Consider the following 19,401-nt stretch of genomic DNA (forward strand, 5'->3'; position numbering starts at 1 on the left):
GATCAAAAAGCGGCATCTACCATGGGAATCCATTCGGAGCCTCCCATGGTAGAGTCCCAAGGCACCATCGCCGGTATCCGCCGCGACCGTATCGACACCCTAGCCCGCCACGAGGCGGAACGCTTTGTATCCACCCGGCCCAGGACGCGCGCCGCATTGGACTCTGGCGCAGACCAATTTCTAGACGGTGTTCCGATGCACTGGATGCGTGACTGGCCGATGCCCTTTCCCATGCTGGTGGCCGAGGCGCGCGGCGCCCGGCTGACCGATATCGACGGGCATGTGATCGACGATTTCTGTCTGGGCGATACCGGGTCGATGTTCGGCCATTCACCTGAGCCGGTGGCGCGGGCGATCCGGACCCAGGCCGATATCGGCCTGACCTACATGCTGCCGACCGAGGCCGCGCTGGAATCGGCGGCACTTTTGACCGAGAAATTCGGCGATTTCCACTGGCAGATCGCCACCACCGCCTCGGACGCCAACCGGTTCGCCTTGCGCGTCGCCCGCGCTGTCACGGGCAAAGCCAAGGTGATCGTGTTCCACGGTTGCTATCACGGCGCGGTAGACGACTCGATGGTGGAACTGCATCAGGGCCAGACCCGGACCCGTCCCGGCCTTGCCGGGCAGGTGACCGACCTTGCCACGCTGGCAGTCGCCTGCGAGTTCAACGACCTGAACTCGGTCGAATCGGCGCTCCGTGCCGGGGATGTGGCCGCCATCCTGACTGAACCGGTCATGACCAACAGCTGCATGGTGTTGCCCGATCCCGGGTTTCTGGACGGCCTGCGCGCACTGGCCACGCAGTATGGCGCGCTCTTGATGATCGACGAGACGCATACGCTGTCCTCCGGCCTGGGCGGATACACCGGCGTATACGGGCTCGACCCCGATGTTTTTGTCGTCGGCAAATGCGTTGCAGGCGGCATGCCCACCGCGGTCTGGGGTCTGCGTCCCGCCGTGGCCGAGGCCTGGCGCATATATGACGATGCCCGTCCGGGCGGGCATTCCGGGATGGGCACCACCCTGTCCGCCAACCCGATGCAATTTGCCTGTCTGGCCGCCAATCTGTCGCAGGTCATGACCGCCGGCAACTATGCCCATATGGAGGCCGGGGCCGAGCGACTGGCCACCGGGCTGTCCGAGAGTATCGCCCGCCATGGCGTACCATGGCACGTGGTGCGTGTCGGAGCGCGGGTGGAGTTTATCTGCGCCCCGGGCCCGCTGAAGAACGGAACCGAGGCTGCAACCGCCCATAAGCCGGAGCTAGAGGCCGCCATCCATACCGCTCTTTTGAACCGGGGCTGTCTGATCGCGCCCTTCCACAACATGATGCTGGTCAGCCCGGTCACCTCGAACGAACAGATCGACCGGCTGATTGCAACCTTCGACGATATCCTGACCGAACTTCTGACCTGAGGACAAAGACCATGACCACCCCCTGCCCCTCGGGCGCAACCCTGGCCGAGGCCGAAGCCTTTCTCGAAGCCAACCCGGATATCGAGGCGGTCGATATCCTGCTGCACGATTCCAACGGCATCGGGCGCGGCAAGATCATCCGCCGGCACGAGTTGTCCTCGCTCTACAAATCCGGTCGCCACATGCCGATCTCGATCCTTGGCCTCGACATCTGCGGCGAGGATGTGCACGAAACCGGTCTGATCTGGGATCAGGGCGACGGCGACCTTCGCGCCTGGCCCATTCCCGGGACGCTCAAGCGGCTGCACAACACAACGCCGCCCCGGGCCGAGGTGTTCATGTCGCTCTACGAACTGGACGGCACACCGATGACCAGCGATCCGCGCCATGCCTTGGCGCGCCAAGTCGAATTGCTGGCCGCCGAAGGGTTGAAGCCCGCAGGCGCGTTCGAGCTGGAGTTCTTTCTGCTCGCCAACGAACTGGATGCCGACGACAAGGCGCAGCCCGCGCGCGACGTGCTGGATGGCCGCCGCTCGCACAAGACCGAAGTCTATTCGGTCGATCATTTGCATGGCATGCTGCCGCTGTTCTCGGACGTTTACCAAGCCGCCGAGCTGGCCGGGATCAAGGCCGAGACCCTGATTTCAGAATACGCGCCGGGCCAGTACGAGTTGACCCTGCACTATCGCGAGGACGTGTTGCAGGCCGCCGATGACCTGATCCGGCTCAAGCGGATCGTGCGCGCCCAGGCCCGCGCCCATGGGGTGACCGCCTGTTTCATGGCCAAACCGGTCGAGGAATATGCCGGGTCCGGCATGCATTTCCACGTCTCACTCCAGGATCGGGACGGCCGCAACGTGTTTGCTGAACAGGAAGAAGGCGAATGGACCGAAACCGTCCTGCACGCCATCGGCGGGATGCGGGACACGATGGCGGAATCGATGCTGGTCTTTGCTCCGCATGCCAATTCCTGGCGGCGCTTTGCCAACCAGAGCTATGCGCCGATCTCGACCAACTGGGGTGTCAACAACCGCTCGGTGGCACTGCGTATTCCAGCGGGTGACATTCGCGCGCGCCGGATCGAACACCGCCCCTCGGGCGTGGATGCCAATCCCTATCTGGTCGCAACAACCGTGCTTGCCGCCATCCGGCACGGATTGAAGAACCGGATTGATCCCGGCCCCGAGACCATCGGCAACGGCTATGACGAAGGTCAGGACGATCACATGCCGCGCGACTGGCGCACCGCGATTGATGCTGCGCGCGACTCGGCCTTTCTCAAGGACGCGCTTGGCGAGGACATGCACCGGACCTTTGTGGCCGTCAAAGCCGCCGAATACGCTCGGGTCTGTCGCACGGTGTCAAAGCTCGACTTCGATCTCTATCTGCACACGGTCTGAACCCGCCGCGTCAGCCATAACTTGACCTTCGCCCGGACCTGCGTCATGTCAGAACGTCGGGGGGAATGGCATGTCACAGGCGGCCGGAGTGTCCGGAACCGGCATGCGGTTCCGGGACAAGATCGGCGGCGCACCCTGGCACAAACACCTGCGCCCGCAACGGAAAGTAGGATCAGATGTGCCCCGCACCTGTTGACGAAAGCACCCCGCGCGGGTTCATCATCCCGATCGGCGGCGGCGAAGACCGCGTCAAGGAAATGCAGATTCACCGCCGGTTTGTCGAACTGTCGGGCGGCGCGGATGCCGATATCGTGGTGATCCCGACCGCCTCGATGCTGGAAGAGACCGGACCGGATTACAATCGCATCTTCTCGGAACTCGGTGCGGGCCGGGTCGAGTTTCTGCCGATCTCGCGCCGGGCTGATTGCGACAACCCTGATTTCGCAGGAATGCTGGACCGGGCCACCGGCATATTCATGACCGGCGGCAACCAGCTGCGCCTGTCGGCGATTCTGGGCGGCACGCTGGTCGCGCAGAAGATTCGCCGCCGCAACGCCGCCGGTGTGCCCGTTGCCGGAACGTCCGCCGGAGCCTCGATCATGTCCGAGCACATGGTAGCGGGAGGCAGTTCCAACGCTGGCCCTGCCGAGGGAAACATTACCCTGGCACCCGGAATGGGTCTGACAAACGCGGTGATCATCGACCAACATTTCACCCAGCGCAATCGCCTGGGCCGGTTGCTAACCGCCTCATCTTTCAACCCGTTTCTGATCGGGCTGGGGATTGACGAGGATACCGCCGCCTTCATCGGGCCCGACAACGTGTTCGAGGTGGTGGGCAGCGGAACGGTCACCGTCGTAGACGCCAGCCACCTGACCCATTCCTCGATGTGGGAGGCGCGGCGGGGCCAGGCGCTCAGCTTGCTCGGTCTGCGGCTTGACGTTCTGGGTGAAGGGTGCCGTTATGATCTGACTGCGCGGCAGGCGTTTCCACCTGACGAGCATCTGGCGTTCTGCACCCTGCCCGACCGATCCGGCAACAGCGGCGCCACGGGGGGGAAGACTCAACTACAATAACGGGGAGCCATATGAAAGTAGTCTCGACCAATGTCTTTGTCGGCCCGAACGTCTGGGCCAGTTTTCCGGTCATCCGACATGTCATCGACTTGGGACTGCTCGAAGAATGGCCCTCGGCCCGGATCGGGCCCGAGTTTATCGACGGGTTGATCGCGGCACTGCCGGGACTGGCCGAACACGGCTGCTCATACCGCGAACCCGGCGGCTTCATCCGCCGCCTGCGCGAGGACGAAGGCACCTGGCTGGGACACGTTCTGGAACATTGCGCCATCGAGGTGCAGAACGTCGCCGGTTCTGACGTGACTTTTGGACGGACCCGGGGCACCGGAGAGCCCGGCCAGTACAACATGGTCTACGAATACCGTCAGCGCGATGTCGGGTTAGAGGCCGGCAAGCTGGCGATCCGCCTGCTGATGCATCTGCTGCCGCAGGCGCTCAAGGACCAGATCGACTATGAGTTCGACCCCGAGTTCGACTGGAATGACGAATTGCGCAGCTTTGTCCTGCGGGCGCAGCGCAAGGAATTCGGCCCATCGACCGGTTCGCTGGTCAAGGCCGCGCAAGCGCGCGACATCCCCTGGATCCGTCTGAACGAAGGCTCTCTGGTGCAATTCGGACATGGCAAGTTCCAAAAACGCATCCAGGCCACCATCACCTCGGAAACCAAACATATCGCGGTCGAGATCTCCTGCGACAAGGAAGACACCCACAACCTGCTGAACGACCTCGGCCTGCCGGTGCCGCAACAGCGCATGGTCTATTCCGAACGCGAGGCGGTGCGTGCGGCCGAGCGCATCGGCTATCCGGTGGTGATCAAGCCGCTGAACGCCAATCACGGGCGCGGCGTGTCGATCAACCTCAATACACCCGCAGAAGTCGAAGCAGGCTTTGCCGAGGCAAAGGAACATTCCAAGAGTCGTGCCATCCTGGTCGAAAGCTTTATCACCGGGTTCGATCACCGCATGCTGGTGGTCAACAACAAGCTGGTCGCGGTGGCCAAACGTGTGCCGGGCCATGTGGTCGGCGACGGGACCCATACCATCGCCGAATTGGTCGATATCGTGAACCAGGATCCGCGCCGGGGCATTGGGCACGAAAAGGTTCTGACCAAGCTGGAACTCGATACCCAGGCCAATCGCCTGATGGCCGCCGCCGGTGTGGCCGAAGAGACCGTATTGCCCGCAGGCGAGATATTCTATCTGCGCTCGACCGCGAACCTGTCCACCGGTGGCACCGCCATCGACCTGACCGACGTGGTGCATCCCGACAACCGCGACATGGCCGAACGCGCCATCATGGCGGTCGGCCTCGATGTCGGCGGGGTCGATTTCCTGATCGACGACATCACCAAATCCTACAAGGATATCGGCGGCGCCATTGTCGAGGTCAACGCAGCCCCCGGTTTCCGCATGCATGTCGCCCCGTCCGAAGGTCAACCCCGCGATGTGGCGGGCCGGGTGATCGACATGCTGTTCCCGGCCGGGGAACAGACCCGCATCCCGATCGCCGCAATCACCGGCACCAACGGCAAGACAACGACATCGCGCATGCTGGCACATATCATGAAGACCAGCGGCAAGATCGTCGGCATGACCTCGACCGACGGCGTCTATGTCGATGGCAAGCTCAGCGTCAAGGGCGACATGACCGGGCCGAAATCAGCGCAGATCGTGCTGCGTGACCCGGCGGTGGATTTCGCCGTGATGGAGACCGCACGCGGTGGGCTGGTGCGCTCGGGGCTGGGATATCAGCGCTCGAATGTTGCCGCCTGTCTCAACGTGTCGGCCGATCACCTTGGCCTTGGTGGCATCGACACGGTCGAGGAGCTGGCGGTCGTCAAACGGGTGGTGGTCGAAAGCGCAACCGACACAGCCGTGCTGAATGCCGACGACATCAATTGCCTGAAAATGGCCGATTACGCCGATGCGGACACGATCTTTTACGTCACCACCAGCCCCAACCACAGCTTGGTGAAGGAACATATCAAGGCGGGCGGCAAGGCGATCGTGCTGGAAAAGGGCATGAACGGCGACATGCTGACGATCTATGACAACGGGCTGCATATCCCCGTTCTGTGGTCACACCTGATCCCGGCCACGCTGGAGGGCAAGGCGCTGTTCAACGTGCAGAACGCCATGTTCGCGACCGCCATGGCCTATAGCTTCGGGGTCGATCTGGACAATATCCGTCATGGGTTGCGTACCTTTGACACCAGCTATTTCCAGGCGCCGGGTCGGATGAACGTCTATGACGAGCATCCGTTCAAAGTGATTCTCGATTATGGTCACAACCCCGCCGCCCTTGGTGCCATGGCCGAGCTTGCGGACCGGATGGAGATCAAGGGTCGCAGGCTATGCGTGGTCTCGATGCCCGGAGACCGCCGCGATCAGGATGTCGTCGATGCCGCGGCCGCGCTGGCCGGTCATTTCGACCAGTTCATCTGCAAGGCAGATGATCGGCGCCGTGGGCGTGGTCATGACGAGATCCCCCAGATGCTGCGCCAGGCGCTGATGCAGAACGGAGTGGATGATGCGGCGATCACCGTCATCCCCGACGAGGTCGAGGCCGTCAATGCCGGTCTTGGCATGGCCGCGCCCGGTGATCTGCTGGTCATATTTGGCGACGACACCACCCGCTGCTGGAAACAGATCATCTATTTCAACGCGCCGGGCGATCAGCCAAAACCGAAGGGGGCCTCTGCCACCCGACAGCCTGTGGCCACATTCGAGGACATGTTCGACACTGACCAGACCCTGATCCGGGACGAACGCGGCGTGCGCCTCGCCCGCGACATCAGCGAAAACGCCGACTGATCGGAGGGGCCGGCATGGACCGGATCGAACAGCTTGAAACGGCACTGACGATTGTCAGCGCGACCTCGGATCTCATCCGGGTCGAGGATGCCCGCCGCCTGACCGGCCCGGGATTGTTGTGGAACCGGCCCGGCGCGGTGATGGATGTGTTCTTTGACAGGCTGGAGCCCGAACGGGTGACCAGCCTATGGATGCATCACGCGCGCCGGGTGCTCGACGCCCTCGGCTGGCGGGAAGAGGCGGCAGTAACGCGGATCTTTACCGGTGGCGCCAACCTCGCCCTTTCGGCTCCGATGGACCAGCTCTATTCGGCGATCTTCGCCGCCCAAACCGCCTGGCATTTCTGCGCCGCCGAGCTGCTGGGCGAGCAACCGGACGATTTCGACCGGATGATTTTCGACTTGCGCGGAGTCATGGAGACCGAGGCGAACCCGGCTCTGATCGCGCTGATCCGTGCGGCCGAAGAACATGGGATCGATATCCTGTGCGACGACGATGCCGTTTCCATCGGTCACGGCACCGGCAGCCGGACCTGGCCCGTCGACGCCCTGCCCGCCCCCGATCAGGTCGATTGGGCGGCGCTGCATGACATCCCCATGGCCTTTATCACCGGCACCAATGGCAAGACGACCACGACTCGCCTGCTCGAGGCGATTGCCCGCGCCTCGGGCAAGACAGCCGGTCTCACCTCGACCGAGTTTGTCCGGGTGGGCGACGAGATCCTCGACCGAGGCGACTACTCGGGCCCGGGTGGCGCCCGCATGCTGCTGCGCGATCCAAGGCTGGAGATTGCCTGCCTCGAAGTGGCGCGCGGCGGTATCCTGCGGCGCGGCCTGCCGACCCGTGCCGCCCGCGCCGCCGTGGTCACCAATGTCGCCAACGACCATCTGGGGCAATATGGCGTGAACACGGTGCCGGAACTGGCACAGGCGAAATTCGCCGTGCACCGGGCTCTGGCCCCCGGCGGGGTTCTGGCCCTGAACGCCGACGATGCCTTTGTACGGGCAGAGGCCGCCCGGACCGAGGCGAACATCTGGTGGTTCTCGCTCGACCCCGAGCGCGCCGAGATCCGCGCCGCAAGAACGGCCGGACAACCTTGTACCTATTTGCGCGGAGAGACACTGGCGTTCTTCGACGGCACCGCAGAACAGGACATTCTGGCGGTGGCTGACGTCCCAATCACCATGAACGGGGCGGCCCGGTACAATGTGCTGAACGCGCTGGCGGCGCTTTGTCTTGCGCTGGCCATGGACATTCCCGTTGCCGCCATTCGGCAGGGTCTGCGCAACTTCCGCCCCGATCCCATCGACAACCCCGGCCGCTGTAACGAGTTCGCTCATAACGGCGCCCGGGTGTTTGTGGATTTCGCCCATAATCCGCATTCCATCGCCGCCGTTTGCGAGGCCTTGGCCAACCTGCCCGCCAAACGCCGCTTCATCATGCTGAGCCACGCAGGCGACCGGTCGGATCAGGATATCCGCGATGTGACCACCACCGCGCTTGGTTTCCAGCCCGACGTCGTTGTCGCCGCTGAGCTGCCGGACTATCTGCGCGGTCGTCAACTGGGAGAGATACCGGCGCTGATCGAACAGGCCGCCACCGGTGCGGGCTTGGCAAAGACCCAAATCCAACGCGCGGATTCGCCGACCGACGCCGCCCGGATGATCCTGGATCAAGTCAATCCCGGCGACCTGGCTTTATTGCTGGTCCTGTCGGAACGCGACCGGGTGTTTGCCCTACTCGAGGACCGTTAGGACCAGTCCCTAGAGGTCACAGCTTGATCCCAAGCCGCTTGATCTTGTCGTTCAGCGTCCGCCGCGGCAGCCCCAACAGATCCGCCGCGCGGTCCGTGTGGCCGCGGCATTGTGCCAATGCCGCATGAATCTCGCGCGCCTCAAAGGCGGCGACACGTTCGGGCAAGGTTTCGGCAACCTTTGCCTCGACGCCGGTTTCTGCGGCTTCTCCGATCCCCAGGCCCAGAACAAAACGTTCGGCCACCGCCCGCAACTCGCGGGCGTTGCCGGGCCAAGAGCGCCGCATGAGACGCGCCCGCAAACCGATGGTAATCTCCGGCAACGCCCGGCCATGGCGGCGCGCCGCCTCGGATGCGAAAGCGGCAAACAACAACGGAATGTCTCCGGGAACATCCCGCAGCGGCAGCGTCTCGATCTCGGCACCGGCAAGTCGATAATAAAGGTCGGCCCGGAACCCGCCTGCAAAAGTCATCGACTTGAGGTTCACCTTGGAGGTCGCGATCACCCGCAGATCCAGCGGGCGCAGCCGGTTCTCACCCAGACGTTCGACTGCATTCTCTTCGAGAACCCGAAGCATCTTGGCCTGAACCGCTGGCGGCATCATGTCGACCTCATCCAGCAGCAGCGTACCGCCGCTGGCCAGTTCCAGCTTGCCGGGCTTGTCCACCGTCGCGCCGGGAAAGGCCCCGCCCACGCAACCGAACATCTCGATCTCAAACAGGCTTTCCGGCAGGGCGGCACAATTCAGCGCCACGAACCCATGTTTGCCGCGCGGCCCGCCTGCATGCAGGCTGCGGGCCACCAATTCCTTGCCGGTGCCGGTTTCTCCGGTGACCACAACGTTGACGTCCAACGGGCCAAGCCCCGATACCTTGGCGCGAAGGTCGGCGATGGCGGGGCTATCCCCCACGATCTCCTCGCCCGCGAGGCGCGACTTTACACGGCGCAGTTCGGCCCGCGTCGCCCGCGCGGCAACCACACGCCCGATAACCAGCAGCAGATGATCGGCATTATAGGGCTTTTCAAGGAAATCCTCGGCCCCAATGCGGATCGCGCGCACCGCCTGCGGCACGTCGCCATGACCGGTGATAACAATCACAGGATGGTCACCACCATGGTCTTTGAGCGCTGAAACCAGGCCCAGCCCATCCATGCCAGGCATCCTGAGGTCGGTTATGACAACAGCCGGATCAGCCTCGGCAAGCGCCGCCAGTGCCGCAGCCGCACCGGCAAAGGCCATCACCCTGTATCCTGCCGCCTCGATCAGATCGGCGGCAGCAAGACGATGATCCTCGTCATCGTCCACCACAAATACCAGATCGGTCATTCGGCCGCCTCCCCCAAGGCGGCTGCCGCCGGCAACCGGACCGTGACTCTTGTGCCCTCGCCGGGGCGCGACGCGATTTCAAGCCGCCCGCCGAATTCGGTCACGATGGCCTGACTGATCGACAGCCCCAAACCCAGGCCCTCGCCTCCGATCTTGGTCGAGTAGAACGGTTCGGTGATACGGACGACATCATCGGGCGCGATCCCTGGCCCATTGTCCGCCACCGCCAACCAGACCAAAGCACCATCGTTTCCGGTTTCGACACTGACACGCGCGTCTTCGCGGCCTTCGACCGCATCAAGCGCATTGAGCAAAAGGTTCAGGCAAACCTGCTCCAACCGCACCGGACCAGCCATGGCCAGAACCGCGTCCGCCGAAGGCGCAAACACCGGATCTACCGCCGTTGATTTCGATCGCGGCTCGACCAGATCCAAGGCGTTTTCGGCAACCTTGTTCAGGTCGGTCAAGGAGCGCAGGTTCTGCTCCTTCCTGCTGAAACTCTTGAGATGTTTGGTGGTACGCTGCATCCGCAGGATCAAGTTCCGCGCCCTTCCTATACGGGTCTTTGTCTTTTCCGCGTCGCCGGACATTTCCGCAGCCGCAAGCGTCGCCTCCAGCGCCGCGAGGGGCTGGCTCATCTCATGCACGATTGCCGCCGACATCCGGCCCAAGGCTGCCATCTTCTCGGTATGGACAAGGGATTCCTGTGCTGCGCGCAGATCGGCCTCGGTCTTGCGCCGGGCTTCGACCTCCTGTGCCAGTTCCCGTGTGCGCTCGGCCACCCGCGCCTCCAGCAGCACCCCCTGGCGCAGGCGCAACTGGATCAACTGTCGCCGCTGGTTGACGATCATGACAAGCCCTGTCGCCGCAGTCGCAACCAGCGCCGCGCCAAACGCCCACATCAGCGCTGAGACAATGACCGGCACCAAGGGTTTTGCCGAGATCAACTGCCAGCCGTCCGCCTCGATTGTGGTCGACTTGCCACGCAGGGCCGCGTCCCCTGCCCCCGGCAACAACAGGGTTCCCGCATCTCGCGGATCGATCAACAGATGGTCGGCGCCGGCAATATCGACGCCGTCGTAGGTGCGCAGCCTTTTCAACCGGTTCAAGGCGTCATCGGAGAGCGCCGAAAGCGGTCGGTACAACCAGTCCGGCACCCCGGACAGGAACACGATCCCGTCACGGTCCGCGATGGCGGTTGCAACGCCCGCGCTTTTCCAGGTCGCCTCCATCGGTTTCAGGTCGATCTTGACCACCATCACGCCCTGGGTCTCTCCGAATCCTATTCGGGTCGCCAGAAAGTACCCCGGCTTTCCGGTGGTCACGCCGATTGCATAAAAGCGGCCCCGGCCGGTGGTCATCGCGTTCGAAAAATACGGCCGAAAGGCGTAGTTGTTGCCAACAAAACTCTTGTCGGTCGCCCAGTTCGAGGCCGCGATCGCGTTACCCGCAGCATCCAACAGATACAGATCAGTGGCGCCCGCGCGCCGGTTGATCGTTTCAAGATACCGGTTCGCCGCCTCAATCGTTGTCTCGGAACCCGGCATCCGCAGGGCACGGCCTATCCGCACATCCTCGCCCGCGACATCCGGCAGTGCCCGGAACCGCTCGATCTCGGTCTCGATGGCGCGTCGCGTCAGGATGAGAGATTGCTCAAGCTCGGCATCCATCGCGGCGAGCCCGGCCCGGTAGGCGACCGCAAATGCACTGGCAGCCGCCATAATTGCGATGGCTCCGATCAGGGCGAAGACGCGACGTGTCATCCTTCGCCTATCCCCTGCCGCCAATTGCATGCCCGACCCTTTCGCCCGCAAGGCCACTTTGCCTTGCAGCGTAGCGGATTGCGCGGACAAGGTCACGGCCCGGCACCACGGTCAACCGCAGGAAGAGATGTCGATGGCGGCGCCCGACAACTGGCCGATCTCGTGACAGTCGGATCCGTCACAGATCGTCCAACCGCCGCCAGTCGCCCCGGATGCCGCCAGGCTCAGCCGAGGGACCGGCGGCAGCACCGGAGCCCAGATCCACCAGCCGTTTTTCAGCACGGCACCCAGGCCGGGATCCATACCGGCCCCCGACCCTTTGACCGCGGCCTCAGTCAATCTGAGCCTGCCTCCCTCGATGATCCAATGCTCGCGCCACACGGTCTTTTCAACCGAATGGTTCCAGCTCAGGTCAAAGCCTTGCGATGCAAGAGCCAGCACTGTCGTACCGACCAGGAGGCAGGCGGTGCTCATGCTGTTCTTGCGACGCGGGCGCGCCACACCAGGCCGGCAAAGAGTGCCGCCATGGCGAAACCCGCTTCGTCCGTGAGTGGTAGCGCAGCTATGAGCGTAACGGCGGCGGCGGCGGCCAGCAGCCGCAGCAACCAGGACAGCGGACGGCCCAGCCAGCCGATGACGGCCGCACCCCAAAGCCCGATGGCAAGAGTGGTCTTGGCGACGATATAGGCCACGGCAGGCCAGAACCCCAACGCCTCGGCCAGCGGGCCGCCGTCCTGCAACATCAAGGTCGGGGTATAGACGGCCATGAAGGGGATGACAAAACCGGCAGCAGCCACCTTGATCGCCTCCAGTGCGATCTTCAGGCCGTTTTCCTTGGCAATCGGTGCCGCTGCAAAACAGGCCAAGGCCACGGGCGGCGTCAGATCGGCAAGGATGCCGAAATAGAACACGAACATGTGGCTGACGATCAGCGGAACCCCAAGGGCCAGCAGCGCTGGTCCCGCAATCGACGAGGTGATGATATAGTTGGGGATCGTCGGAATGCCCATGCCCAGCACGATGCAGGTAATCATAGTGAGGATCAGCGACAGAATCAGGCTTTTGTCGCCCACATGCACGATGAACTGGCCAAAGGTATTCGCCGCCCCGGTCAGGGTCATCGTACCGATAATGATACCCACCAGGGCACAGGCGATACCCACCGGCAGCGCTGTCTTGGCTCCCTCGGCCAGGCTGTCACGGCACAGCGCCAGCGTCTCGCGGCCGCCCTTTGACACCGCGTTCCATCCGATCAGCGCGGCGATGGCGACGGCCACCGGCAGAATACCGAACTCAAAGAACGCGGCGGCAATGGCGCCCAGGCCGATCCAGAACAGGATGCGGATCACACCTCCCGGCAGACCCAGCGCAATCGACCCGCCAAGGATCAGCATCACCGTCATGGCAAGGCCAATGGTCCCCGCAAAGAGCGGCGTGAACCCCGAGAACAACAGGTAGACCAACACACCCAACGGCAGGATCAGGTACCAGTTCTCTTTCAGTGCCTTGATCGGCGAGGGCAATTCGGCCTTGGCTATGCCTTTCAGCCCGTGCCGCCCGGCCTCCAGATGCACCATCCAGAAGGCCGAGGCGAAATAAAGGATCGCCGGGATCAGCGCCGCCTTGACCACCTCGACATATTCAACGCCCAATGTCTCGGCCATGATAAAGGCAACCGCGCCCATCACTGGCGGCATCAACTGGCCGCCCATCGACGCGGTGGATTCGACACCACCCGCAAAGGCCGAGCGATAGCCAAAGCTTTTCATCAACGGAATGGTGAACTGGCCGGTGGTGACCACATTGGCCACCCCCGAGCCCGAGATCGTGCCCATAAGTCCCGAAGAGACCACCGCCACCTTGGCCGCCCCGCCCTGTTTGTGCCCCACCAGACCCAGCGAGACATCGGTAAACAGCTTGATCATACCCGCGCGTTCCAGGAAGGATCCGAACAGGATGAACAGAAAGATATAGGAAGAGGACACATAGGTCGGGATGCCATAGATCCCTTCGGTGCCATAAGCCATGTGGTCGATCACCTGGGCAAAATCATAACCCCGGTGATTAAGCGGCGACGGCAGGTATTCGCCCCAGAAACAATAGGCCAGGAAACCGCCCGCAATGATCGGCAGCGCCGGTCCCATCAGCAGCCAGGCCGCAGCGAACACCGTAATCAGCGCCGCGACACCCAATACGATATCACGCGGCAGCGGATCGCCCGCCCGCAGGATCAATGGCGTATACTCCCACCATTGATACAGCGCCACCACGACACCGGTCAGCGCCAATGCCCAGGCTACGGTCCGGAACGTGAGTGTCTTTTTCTTCAATGCTGCCAATAACGGGAACCCCAGAAGCGTCAGGAACCCGACGTGGAACGCCCGAACGATCTGGCTTGAGAAATCCAACAGGTGCGCTGCGGTTGCGATCTGAAAGACCGAAAAGACGACCGCGATCCAGAACAGTGCCCGGCCCTCGGCCGTCGCTGGAAAGCTTTCGGCCAGCGGATCGTGCAGCCCCAAGTCGGGTGCATCCTTGGGCATGTCGTGATGTGGCTGTGTCATTGTGGTTTTCCCCTCCCCGGAAAGCCAAAAAGACCCGGGCGGCGCAAGGCCACCCGGGACAGAGGTCTTACATCAAGCCCGCTTCCTTGTAGAAACGTTCGGCCCCGGGATGCAGCGGGATCGGCATACCGCTCAGCGCGTTTTCCAGCTTGATCTGCGCCGCGGCCTTGTGCGCGGCTTCCAACTCGCCCAGGTTCTCGAACAGAAGCTTGGTCATCTGATAGGCGGTCTCCTCGGACACGTCCTCGTGCGTGACCAGGAAGTTCACCACCGCCACGGTTGGAACATCGGCCTCTTGACCCTGATAGGTGCCCGCCGGAATGGTCGCGGCGATATAGGGCGCACCAAGCGTACTGATCACAGCCTCCGGCACCGAAACCAGCTGAATGTCGATCGAGGTCGACAGATCCTTGATCGAGGCAACACCCAGACCTGCGGATTGCAGCGTCGCGTCCAGCTGCCGGTTCTTGATCAGCTCAACCGATTCCGCGAACGGCAGATATTCGGTCTTGCCCAGATCGTCATAGGTCATGCCCGCCGCCTCAAAGATCTTGCGCGCGTTCAACTCGGTTCCCGACTTGGCGGCGCCAACCGACAGGCTCTTGCCCTTCAACCCGTCCAGCGACGAGATACCGCTTTCCTTTGAGGCCACGATCTGGATGTAGTTCGGATAGACCGCCGCGATCCCGCGCAGCTTCGACAAAGGCTGTTTGAACCCGGCGTCGGCATCACCTTCCCAGGCGAGCTTGACCGAGTCGCCAAGCGCCAGCGCCAGCTCGCCCTTGCCCTGTTGCAGCAGGTTCAGGTTCTCGACCGAAGCCTTGGTCGACTGGACCTGTGTCCGGGCCCCAGGGATGTTGTCGGCATAGATCTTGGACAAGCCAACGCCCAGCGGATAGTAAACGCCGGAGGTTCCACCCGTAAGAATGTTGATGAACTCTTCGGCTCGGGTCGCTGCCGGTGTCATCAGCGTCGCTGCCGTGACTAGTGCGGCCAGTTTCACACCAAGTGTCTTCATTTGTTCCTCCCAAAAGATAACTGCGCGTCATGGCTGATATCGCAGCGCCATCTCTTAGTGTTTCGACTGCCGAACCGTCAGCGATTTCATCCTTTGGCCTGAATCTCCCGGGCAAGGATCTGCCCGGGCCGTGGCAGATTTCTGCCTCACCCTCAGCAAGCCAACCTGGTCTGTTCGACATTCTGGTCCCGGATCGTGTGGGTGCGTAACCGACCTTCGGGACACCCTCCACCTAGGAGAACCGTTACCAACGTAACTTCGTGATTGTATTTACTTAACTTCTTGGTGAGCGTTTTTTGTCCATTTTGCTTATTACTTCCGGTGATCACAAAGAATGCAATTATATCTGATAACTTTCACTTATCATTTGTCTTTAAAGCTCTCTAGGAATATGCCACTCTGCCCCCATGAAACCCGTGCGATCCCACCCATTCAGCCCCCCTGCTCTCGCCAAGACTGACCTCGAAGCACTTAACGATCTCTATGCAAGGGGTACTCCGGAAAACACTCTGCGCGCATACGAGCGCGATCTCGTTTATCTGACCGCGTGGAAGCGACTCCGCTTCAGCGAGCCTCTGGTCTGGCCCGAGCGCCACGAATGCGCACTTCGTTTCGTGCTCGACCATTCCCGCGACCTGTCCGACGCAAACGACGATGCCCGCGCCGTCGCCGAGGCAATGATCATCCAGGGTTTGCGTCGTTCGCTTTGTTGCCCCGCCCCATCCACGCTGAACCGGCGCGTCGCATCCTGGCAGGCGTTTCACCGGATGAAGAACCTCGACAGCCCGTTTGACGCCCCCTTGCTGAAGCAGGCCCGCGCCAAGGCACGCCGGGCGGCGGCACGACCATCCAAACCGAAATCGCGCAACCCGATCACCCGTCCGATCCTCGAACAACTGCTCGACACCTGCCACGGCTCGATGCGCGATTGCCGGGACCGGGCCATCCTGATGCTGGGTTGGGCCAGCGGAGGCCGACGAAGATCCGAGATTGCAATGCTGATGGCTGAGGATATCTCGCTCAAGGATTTCACCAAGGACGGCATCGTTTGGGTTTCGCTGATTCAAACAAAGACAACCGCCCGCGGCGCCACGCCCCGGCTTGTGCTCAAGGGTCGCGCGGCGCAGGCGATTGTCCATTGGATCGAGGTTTCACGAATTGAGGACGGGCCGCTCTTTCGCCCCGTATCGAAATCAGACCGCCTGCTGAAACGCCGCCTGACCCCGGATGCAATCTATCAGATCGTCAAGCACCGCTTGCGCCTTGCCGGACTGCCTCAGGATTTTGCCAGCCCACATGGTCTGCGCTCGGGCTTTCTGACCCAGGCGGCGCTGGACGGCGCGCCAATCCAGGCGGCGATGCGGCTTAGCCTGCATCGCTCGGTGGCACAGGCGCAGCGCTACTACGACGATGTGGAGATTGTGGAAAACCCCGCAACCGATCTGCTGGGGTAAGGCGGTCTTACCCGTGGGTAAGACCGCATATCGTCAGTCCTCTTGCAGACTGTCGATCAGTTTCGCCACCGCCTGTTCCAGCTTTTGCCGGTCGATGCGGGTGAAATCCAGATTGTACCGCAGGTCGATCCGCCCGTTCGAGGCCGAGCATTTCGCGATCCCGCTCGGGCGGCTGATCTGAAAGGTGGTCTTGGCCCGGCGGGTCTTGTCGCCACTGGGCGCGGGCGTACGTGCCTGCGGTTCTGGCGCCCCTGCCCCGTCGGCAAAGCCGCGCAGGATCGCGACCTCGTCCACAGCGCTCCGCCCCGGCTGTGACAGCAAGGCCGCGCTGACCGCCCGGACCAACCCCGGATCGCCATCCAGCTTGCGTTTGAGATCGACACCCACATTGCGCGGAATCTCGTTGGGGTGTTCCAGCGACTTGCCCAGCATCATCAGCAGGCTGGCAAAGGCCCGGATATAGCTGCGCTTGGTATAGCTGGCGGATTTGAACAGAACCGACACCGCCTTGTCCACATCGCCACAGTCATTGGCCGGGTCTTCGGCATAGGCCCGCGCCAGCGCGCCCATCTCGGCGAATGAGATATCCTTGCGGATCAGGTTCTCGTCCACCATGCGCCGGTACTGATCATCCGTCGGCGCATTGGCCAGAATGCCCGCCGGGATGCGCGCGAACCGTTCATCCCCGGTTTCCTCGTAGAGCACGCGATAGGCCGACAGGCGCCGCATGCCCTGAACCAGCTCGTATCCGCCATCGGCACGCTTCTCGACCCGGATCGGGTTCGACAGCCCGATTTCGCGGATCGAGGTTTTCAGCTCGTCCAGCTCCGGGTCCGGCCCGGCGGCGCGGTCGCGGGTCAGCCGCTCGGCATGGACCGCGTCAAGCGGCACAAGGTCGGTGATCAGCCCCTCTTTCTTCAGCCGCACCAGTTCGTGCGCCAACTGGTCGTTTTCAGCGCGGATGCGGTCCTCGGTCTCTTGCCGGTCGCGCAGCGCATCGGCATTTTCCGAAATTGCCGTCGCCATCGGGCCGCGCCGGTGTTTGTCCAGCACCTTGTCGGGCACCTTGCCGACCGGGATGTCCTCCATCGCCGGCATGTCGATATCGAAGATTCTGCGCTTGCGGGTCATGCGTCATCCTCCAGTTTGGACCAGGCCGACAACATCACCTCGCGGAACTCGCGATAGGCATTGTCGAACGTGCCGCGCGCGCGGCGCCAGGTTTCCCGCGTCATCTCGCGGTAATCCATTTCGTAGACCGAATTGAGGAAGCGGCCGGATTGTTCCACCGCGCGCGTCATCTCAACCGGGTGTTCCGTGACATGATGGCCAAACACCTTGCGGAACGCTTCGTACATGGCCTGGTGCAGGGCATTGCCCGGTTCATAGCGGGTGAGGATAAAGCGGATTTCGGCAAAGGTCTTGGGCAGGCCGATCTTACCCGTGGGTAAGACGCCGTCGAACCCGTGCGACAGATCCTCCAGCGCCTCGGCCAACTGCCCGATGAACGAGGTTGTCGAGTCATACTCCCAATAGCCCGGGCCAGAGGGGATATAGAGCATATCGGCGGCAAACACCGCGTTCATCGACTGGTATCCGATGGCGGGCGGGCAATCGAACAGGATCAGGTCATAGGCGTCATCGGGGATCTGATCGAGATAGCGCGACACCGCGGCGAAGAAGGACCATTCCGGGTTCAGGTGCCGGTACTGCGCGCTGGCGAATTCGACAAAGGCCGCGTTGGCGCAGGAGGGGATCGCGTCGATCGTCGACCAGGAACTGGGCTTGATGAAATCGCCGACGCGCAGATCGCCCAGACCCATGCCGGTAATCGAGGCGGGCAGTTGGCGGCGGGGCAGGGCGGTGCCGCTTTCGGCGGCGGCGGCGCGGTTGTTCATCCGCTCGGTCTCGCGGATCAGGTCGCGCGCCATGATGCCCCAGACGGTGTAATCCTCGGCCACGTCGGTCAGGCCCATGGAATGGCTCAGCGTCGCCTGCGGGTCGAAATCGACCACCAGAACCCGGTAGCCGTCAAGCGCTGCGGCATGGGCCAGATGCAGGGCAACGGTCGACTTGCCCGCGCCGCCCTTGAAATTGGCCACCGCCGCGCGGATCGCGCGCTTGCCCGCCGGGCGCGGCGGCATCAGCGACTTGCGGTTGATCTTGAGCCGGCGGCGCAGCTCGTTCACCTCTTCCAGGCTGAACCAGCGCTGGCGGCCATCAGGCTCAACCTCGCCGCCGGGCAGGGTGGGGTCGGCGACCAGCTTGCCGCGAAAGGTCGACTGGTTGACGTTGAAGATCAGCTCGCTCACCTCCCAGCTGGAAAAGCGGCGCAGCGTCTTTTCCATCTCGGGGCTGAAGGTCTGCTGCCGGATCCAGCCTTGCAGCTTCAGTGACTGGTTGCGCAGGTGACTCAGGTCTTCGTGTGTATACATGCCTCGGGCTTCCTTTTCTCAGGACGCTAATTATCTGTGGTTACCCATTTACGCTGTATTTGCATTTATGGCAAAAGGAAATATCATGAGGATGCGACCTTACCCGCGGGTAAGAAAGCCCTTGAAAACAGGGGGCTTCCGATTCGGGGCCAGGGCCGACAGAGCGCCGCGATTCGACCGAGGCGCTCTGGTATCGCTCCGCAAGATATGGGGTCACATAGGCGCCGGAATACCCGTGATAGGGGGACAAAAGAGGCCAATACGGGGACAGACAGGATGTCCCCCCTCACCAGTACTTCACCTTTTTTCTTTCTTTGAAAAGGGGAAGGGGAGGGGGGCTCTCGCCAAGCTGCTTGACAGAATCGAAGCTTTGGACGC

General features: G+C 62.7%; 13 protein-coding genes. 6 read left to right on the forward strand and 7 right to left on the reverse strand.

The window, feature by feature from the left end:
* Positions 1 to 45: 45 nt before the first annotated feature.
* From G0P99_RS19135 to G0P99_RS19155, 5 genes are all read left to right on the forward strand, one after another.
* On the forward strand, positions 46 to 1,419 hold the full coding sequence (locus tag G0P99_RS19135; RefSeq protein ID WP_164132082.1) for an aspartate aminotransferase family protein: 1,374 nt from the start codon (positions 46 to 48) through the stop codon (positions 1,417 to 1,419).
* Between the two features lie 11 nt (positions 1,420 to 1,430).
* On the forward strand, positions 1,431 to 2,819 hold the full coding sequence (locus G0P99_RS19140) for a glutamine synthetase family protein (RefSeq protein ID WP_164132083.1): 1,389 nt from the start codon (positions 1,431 to 1,433) through the stop codon (positions 2,817 to 2,819).
* Positions 2,820 to 2,995: 176 nt separating this feature from the next.
* Entirely contained in the window at positions 2,996 to 3,895 is a 900-nt protein-coding gene (locus G0P99_RS19145) for a cyanophycinase (RefSeq protein ID WP_164132084.1), read from the forward strand.
* Between the two features lie 11 nt (positions 3,896 to 3,906).
* Positions 3,907 to 6,708, forward strand: a complete 2,802-nt coding sequence (gene cphA / locus G0P99_RS19150; RefSeq protein WP_164132085.1) for a cyanophycin synthetase — start codon at positions 3,907 to 3,909, stop codon at positions 6,706 to 6,708.
* A gap of 14 nt (positions 6,709 to 6,722) precedes the next feature.
* Positions 6,723 to 8,462 (forward strand): Mur ligase family protein, encoded by a 1,740-nt coding sequence (locus tag G0P99_RS19155; RefSeq protein WP_164132086.1) that lies wholly within the window; start codon positions 6,723 to 6,725, stop codon positions 8,460 to 8,462.
* A 16-nt stretch (positions 8,463 to 8,478) separates the two neighbouring features.
* Here G0P99_RS19155 and G0P99_RS19160 read toward each other — a convergent pair whose 3' ends face one another.
* The 5 genes from G0P99_RS19160 to G0P99_RS19180 form a co-directional block, all read right to left on the reverse strand.
* Entirely contained in the window at positions 8,479 to 9,789 is a 1,311-nt protein-coding gene (locus G0P99_RS19160; protein WP_164132087.1) for a sigma-54 dependent transcriptional regulator, read from the reverse strand.
* Positions 9,786 to 11,552, reverse strand: coding sequence for an ATP-binding protein (locus tag G0P99_RS19165; protein ID WP_164132088.1), 1,767 nt, complete (start codon positions 11,550 to 11,552; stop codon positions 9,786 to 9,788). The genes G0P99_RS19160 and G0P99_RS19165 overlap by 4 nt, the downstream gene beginning before the upstream one ends.
* 111 nt (positions 11,553 to 11,663) lie before the next feature.
* On the reverse strand, positions 11,664 to 12,026 hold the full coding sequence (locus tag G0P99_RS19170; protein WP_164132089.1) for a DUF1850 domain-containing protein: 363 nt from the start codon (positions 12,024 to 12,026) through the stop codon (positions 11,664 to 11,666).
* Entirely contained in the window at positions 12,023 to 14,116 is a 2,094-nt protein-coding gene (locus G0P99_RS19175; RefSeq protein WP_239059876.1) for a TRAP transporter permease, read from the reverse strand. The genes G0P99_RS19170 and G0P99_RS19175 overlap by 4 nt, the downstream gene beginning before the upstream one ends.
* A 67-nt stretch (positions 14,117 to 14,183) precedes the next feature.
* A complete protein-coding gene (locus G0P99_RS19180) occupies positions 14,184 to 15,134 on the reverse strand; it encodes a TAXI family TRAP transporter solute-binding subunit (protein ID WP_164132090.1) in 951 nt (316 codons plus the stop codon).
* Positions 15,135 to 15,748: 614 nt separating this feature from the next.
* On the opposite strand from G0P99_RS19180, the gene G0P99_RS19185 reads away from it, so the two are divergent.
* Complete coding sequence (locus tag G0P99_RS19185) at positions 15,749 to 16,588, forward strand: tyrosine-type recombinase/integrase (protein WP_370462848.1); 840 nt, start codon at positions 15,749 to 15,751, stop codon at positions 16,586 to 16,588.
* A gap of 33 nt (positions 16,589 to 16,621) precedes the next feature.
* Here the strand turns inward: G0P99_RS19185 and G0P99_RS19190 are convergent, their stop codons facing one another.
* Positions 16,622 to 17,719 (reverse strand): ParB N-terminal domain-containing protein, encoded by a 1,098-nt coding sequence (locus G0P99_RS19190; RefSeq protein ID WP_164132092.1) that lies wholly within the window; start codon positions 17,717 to 17,719, stop codon positions 16,622 to 16,624.
* Positions 17,716 to 19,023, reverse strand: coding sequence for an AAA family ATPase (locus G0P99_RS19195; RefSeq protein WP_164132093.1), 1,308 nt, complete (start codon positions 19,021 to 19,023; stop codon positions 17,716 to 17,718). The genes G0P99_RS19190 and G0P99_RS19195 overlap by 4 nt, the downstream gene beginning before the upstream one ends.
* Positions 19,024 to 19,401: the final 378 nt, after the last annotated feature.

It is taken from the genome of Ruegeria sp. PrR005 (assembly GCF_010500245.1).
In the GTDB taxonomy this organism is placed as follows: Bacteria; Pseudomonadota; Alphaproteobacteria; order Rhodobacterales; family Rhodobacteraceae; genus Ruegeria_B; species Ruegeria_B marisflavi.

Coding starts and splice junctions, on each gene's coding strand:
- G0P99_RS19135 (WP_164132082.1), top strand. CDS start 46: ATGGTAGAGTCCCAAGGCACCATCGCCGGTATCCGCCGCGACCGTATC.
- G0P99_RS19140 (WP_164132083.1), top strand. CDS start 1,431: ATGACCACCCCCTGCCCCTCGGGCGCAACCCTGGCCGAGGCCGAAGCC.
- G0P99_RS19145 (WP_164132084.1), top strand. CDS start 2,996: ATGTGCCCCGCACCTGTTGACGAAAGCACCCCGCGCGGGTTCATCATC.
- cphA (WP_164132085.1), top strand. CDS start 3,907: ATGAAAGTAGTCTCGACCAATGTCTTTGTCGGCCCGAACGTCTGGGCC.
- G0P99_RS19155 (WP_164132086.1), top strand. CDS start 6,723: ATGGACCGGATCGAACAGCTTGAAACGGCACTGACGATTGTCAGCGCG.
- G0P99_RS19160 (WP_164132087.1), bottom strand. CDS start 9,789: ATGACCGATCTGGTATTTGTGGTGGACGATGACGAGGATCATCGTCTT.
- G0P99_RS19165 (WP_164132088.1), bottom strand. CDS start 11,552: ATGACACGTCGCGTCTTCGCCCTGATCGGAGCCATCGCAATTATGGCG.
- G0P99_RS19170 (WP_164132089.1), bottom strand. CDS start 12,026: ATGAGCACCGCCTGCCTCCTGGTCGGTACGACAGTGCTGGCTCTTGCA.
- G0P99_RS19175 (WP_239059876.1), bottom strand. CDS start 14,116: ATGACACAGCCACATCACGACATGCCCAAGGATGCACCCGACTTGGGG.
- G0P99_RS19180 (WP_164132090.1), bottom strand. CDS start 15,134: ATGAAGACACTTGGTGTGAAACTGGCCGCACTAGTCACGGCAGCGACG.
- G0P99_RS19190 (WP_164132092.1), bottom strand. CDS start 17,719: ATGACCCGCAAGCGCAGAATCTTCGATATCGACATGCCGGCGATGGAG.
- G0P99_RS19195 (WP_164132093.1), bottom strand. CDS start 19,023: ATGTATACACACGAAGACCTGAGTCACCTGCGCAACCAGTCACTGAAG.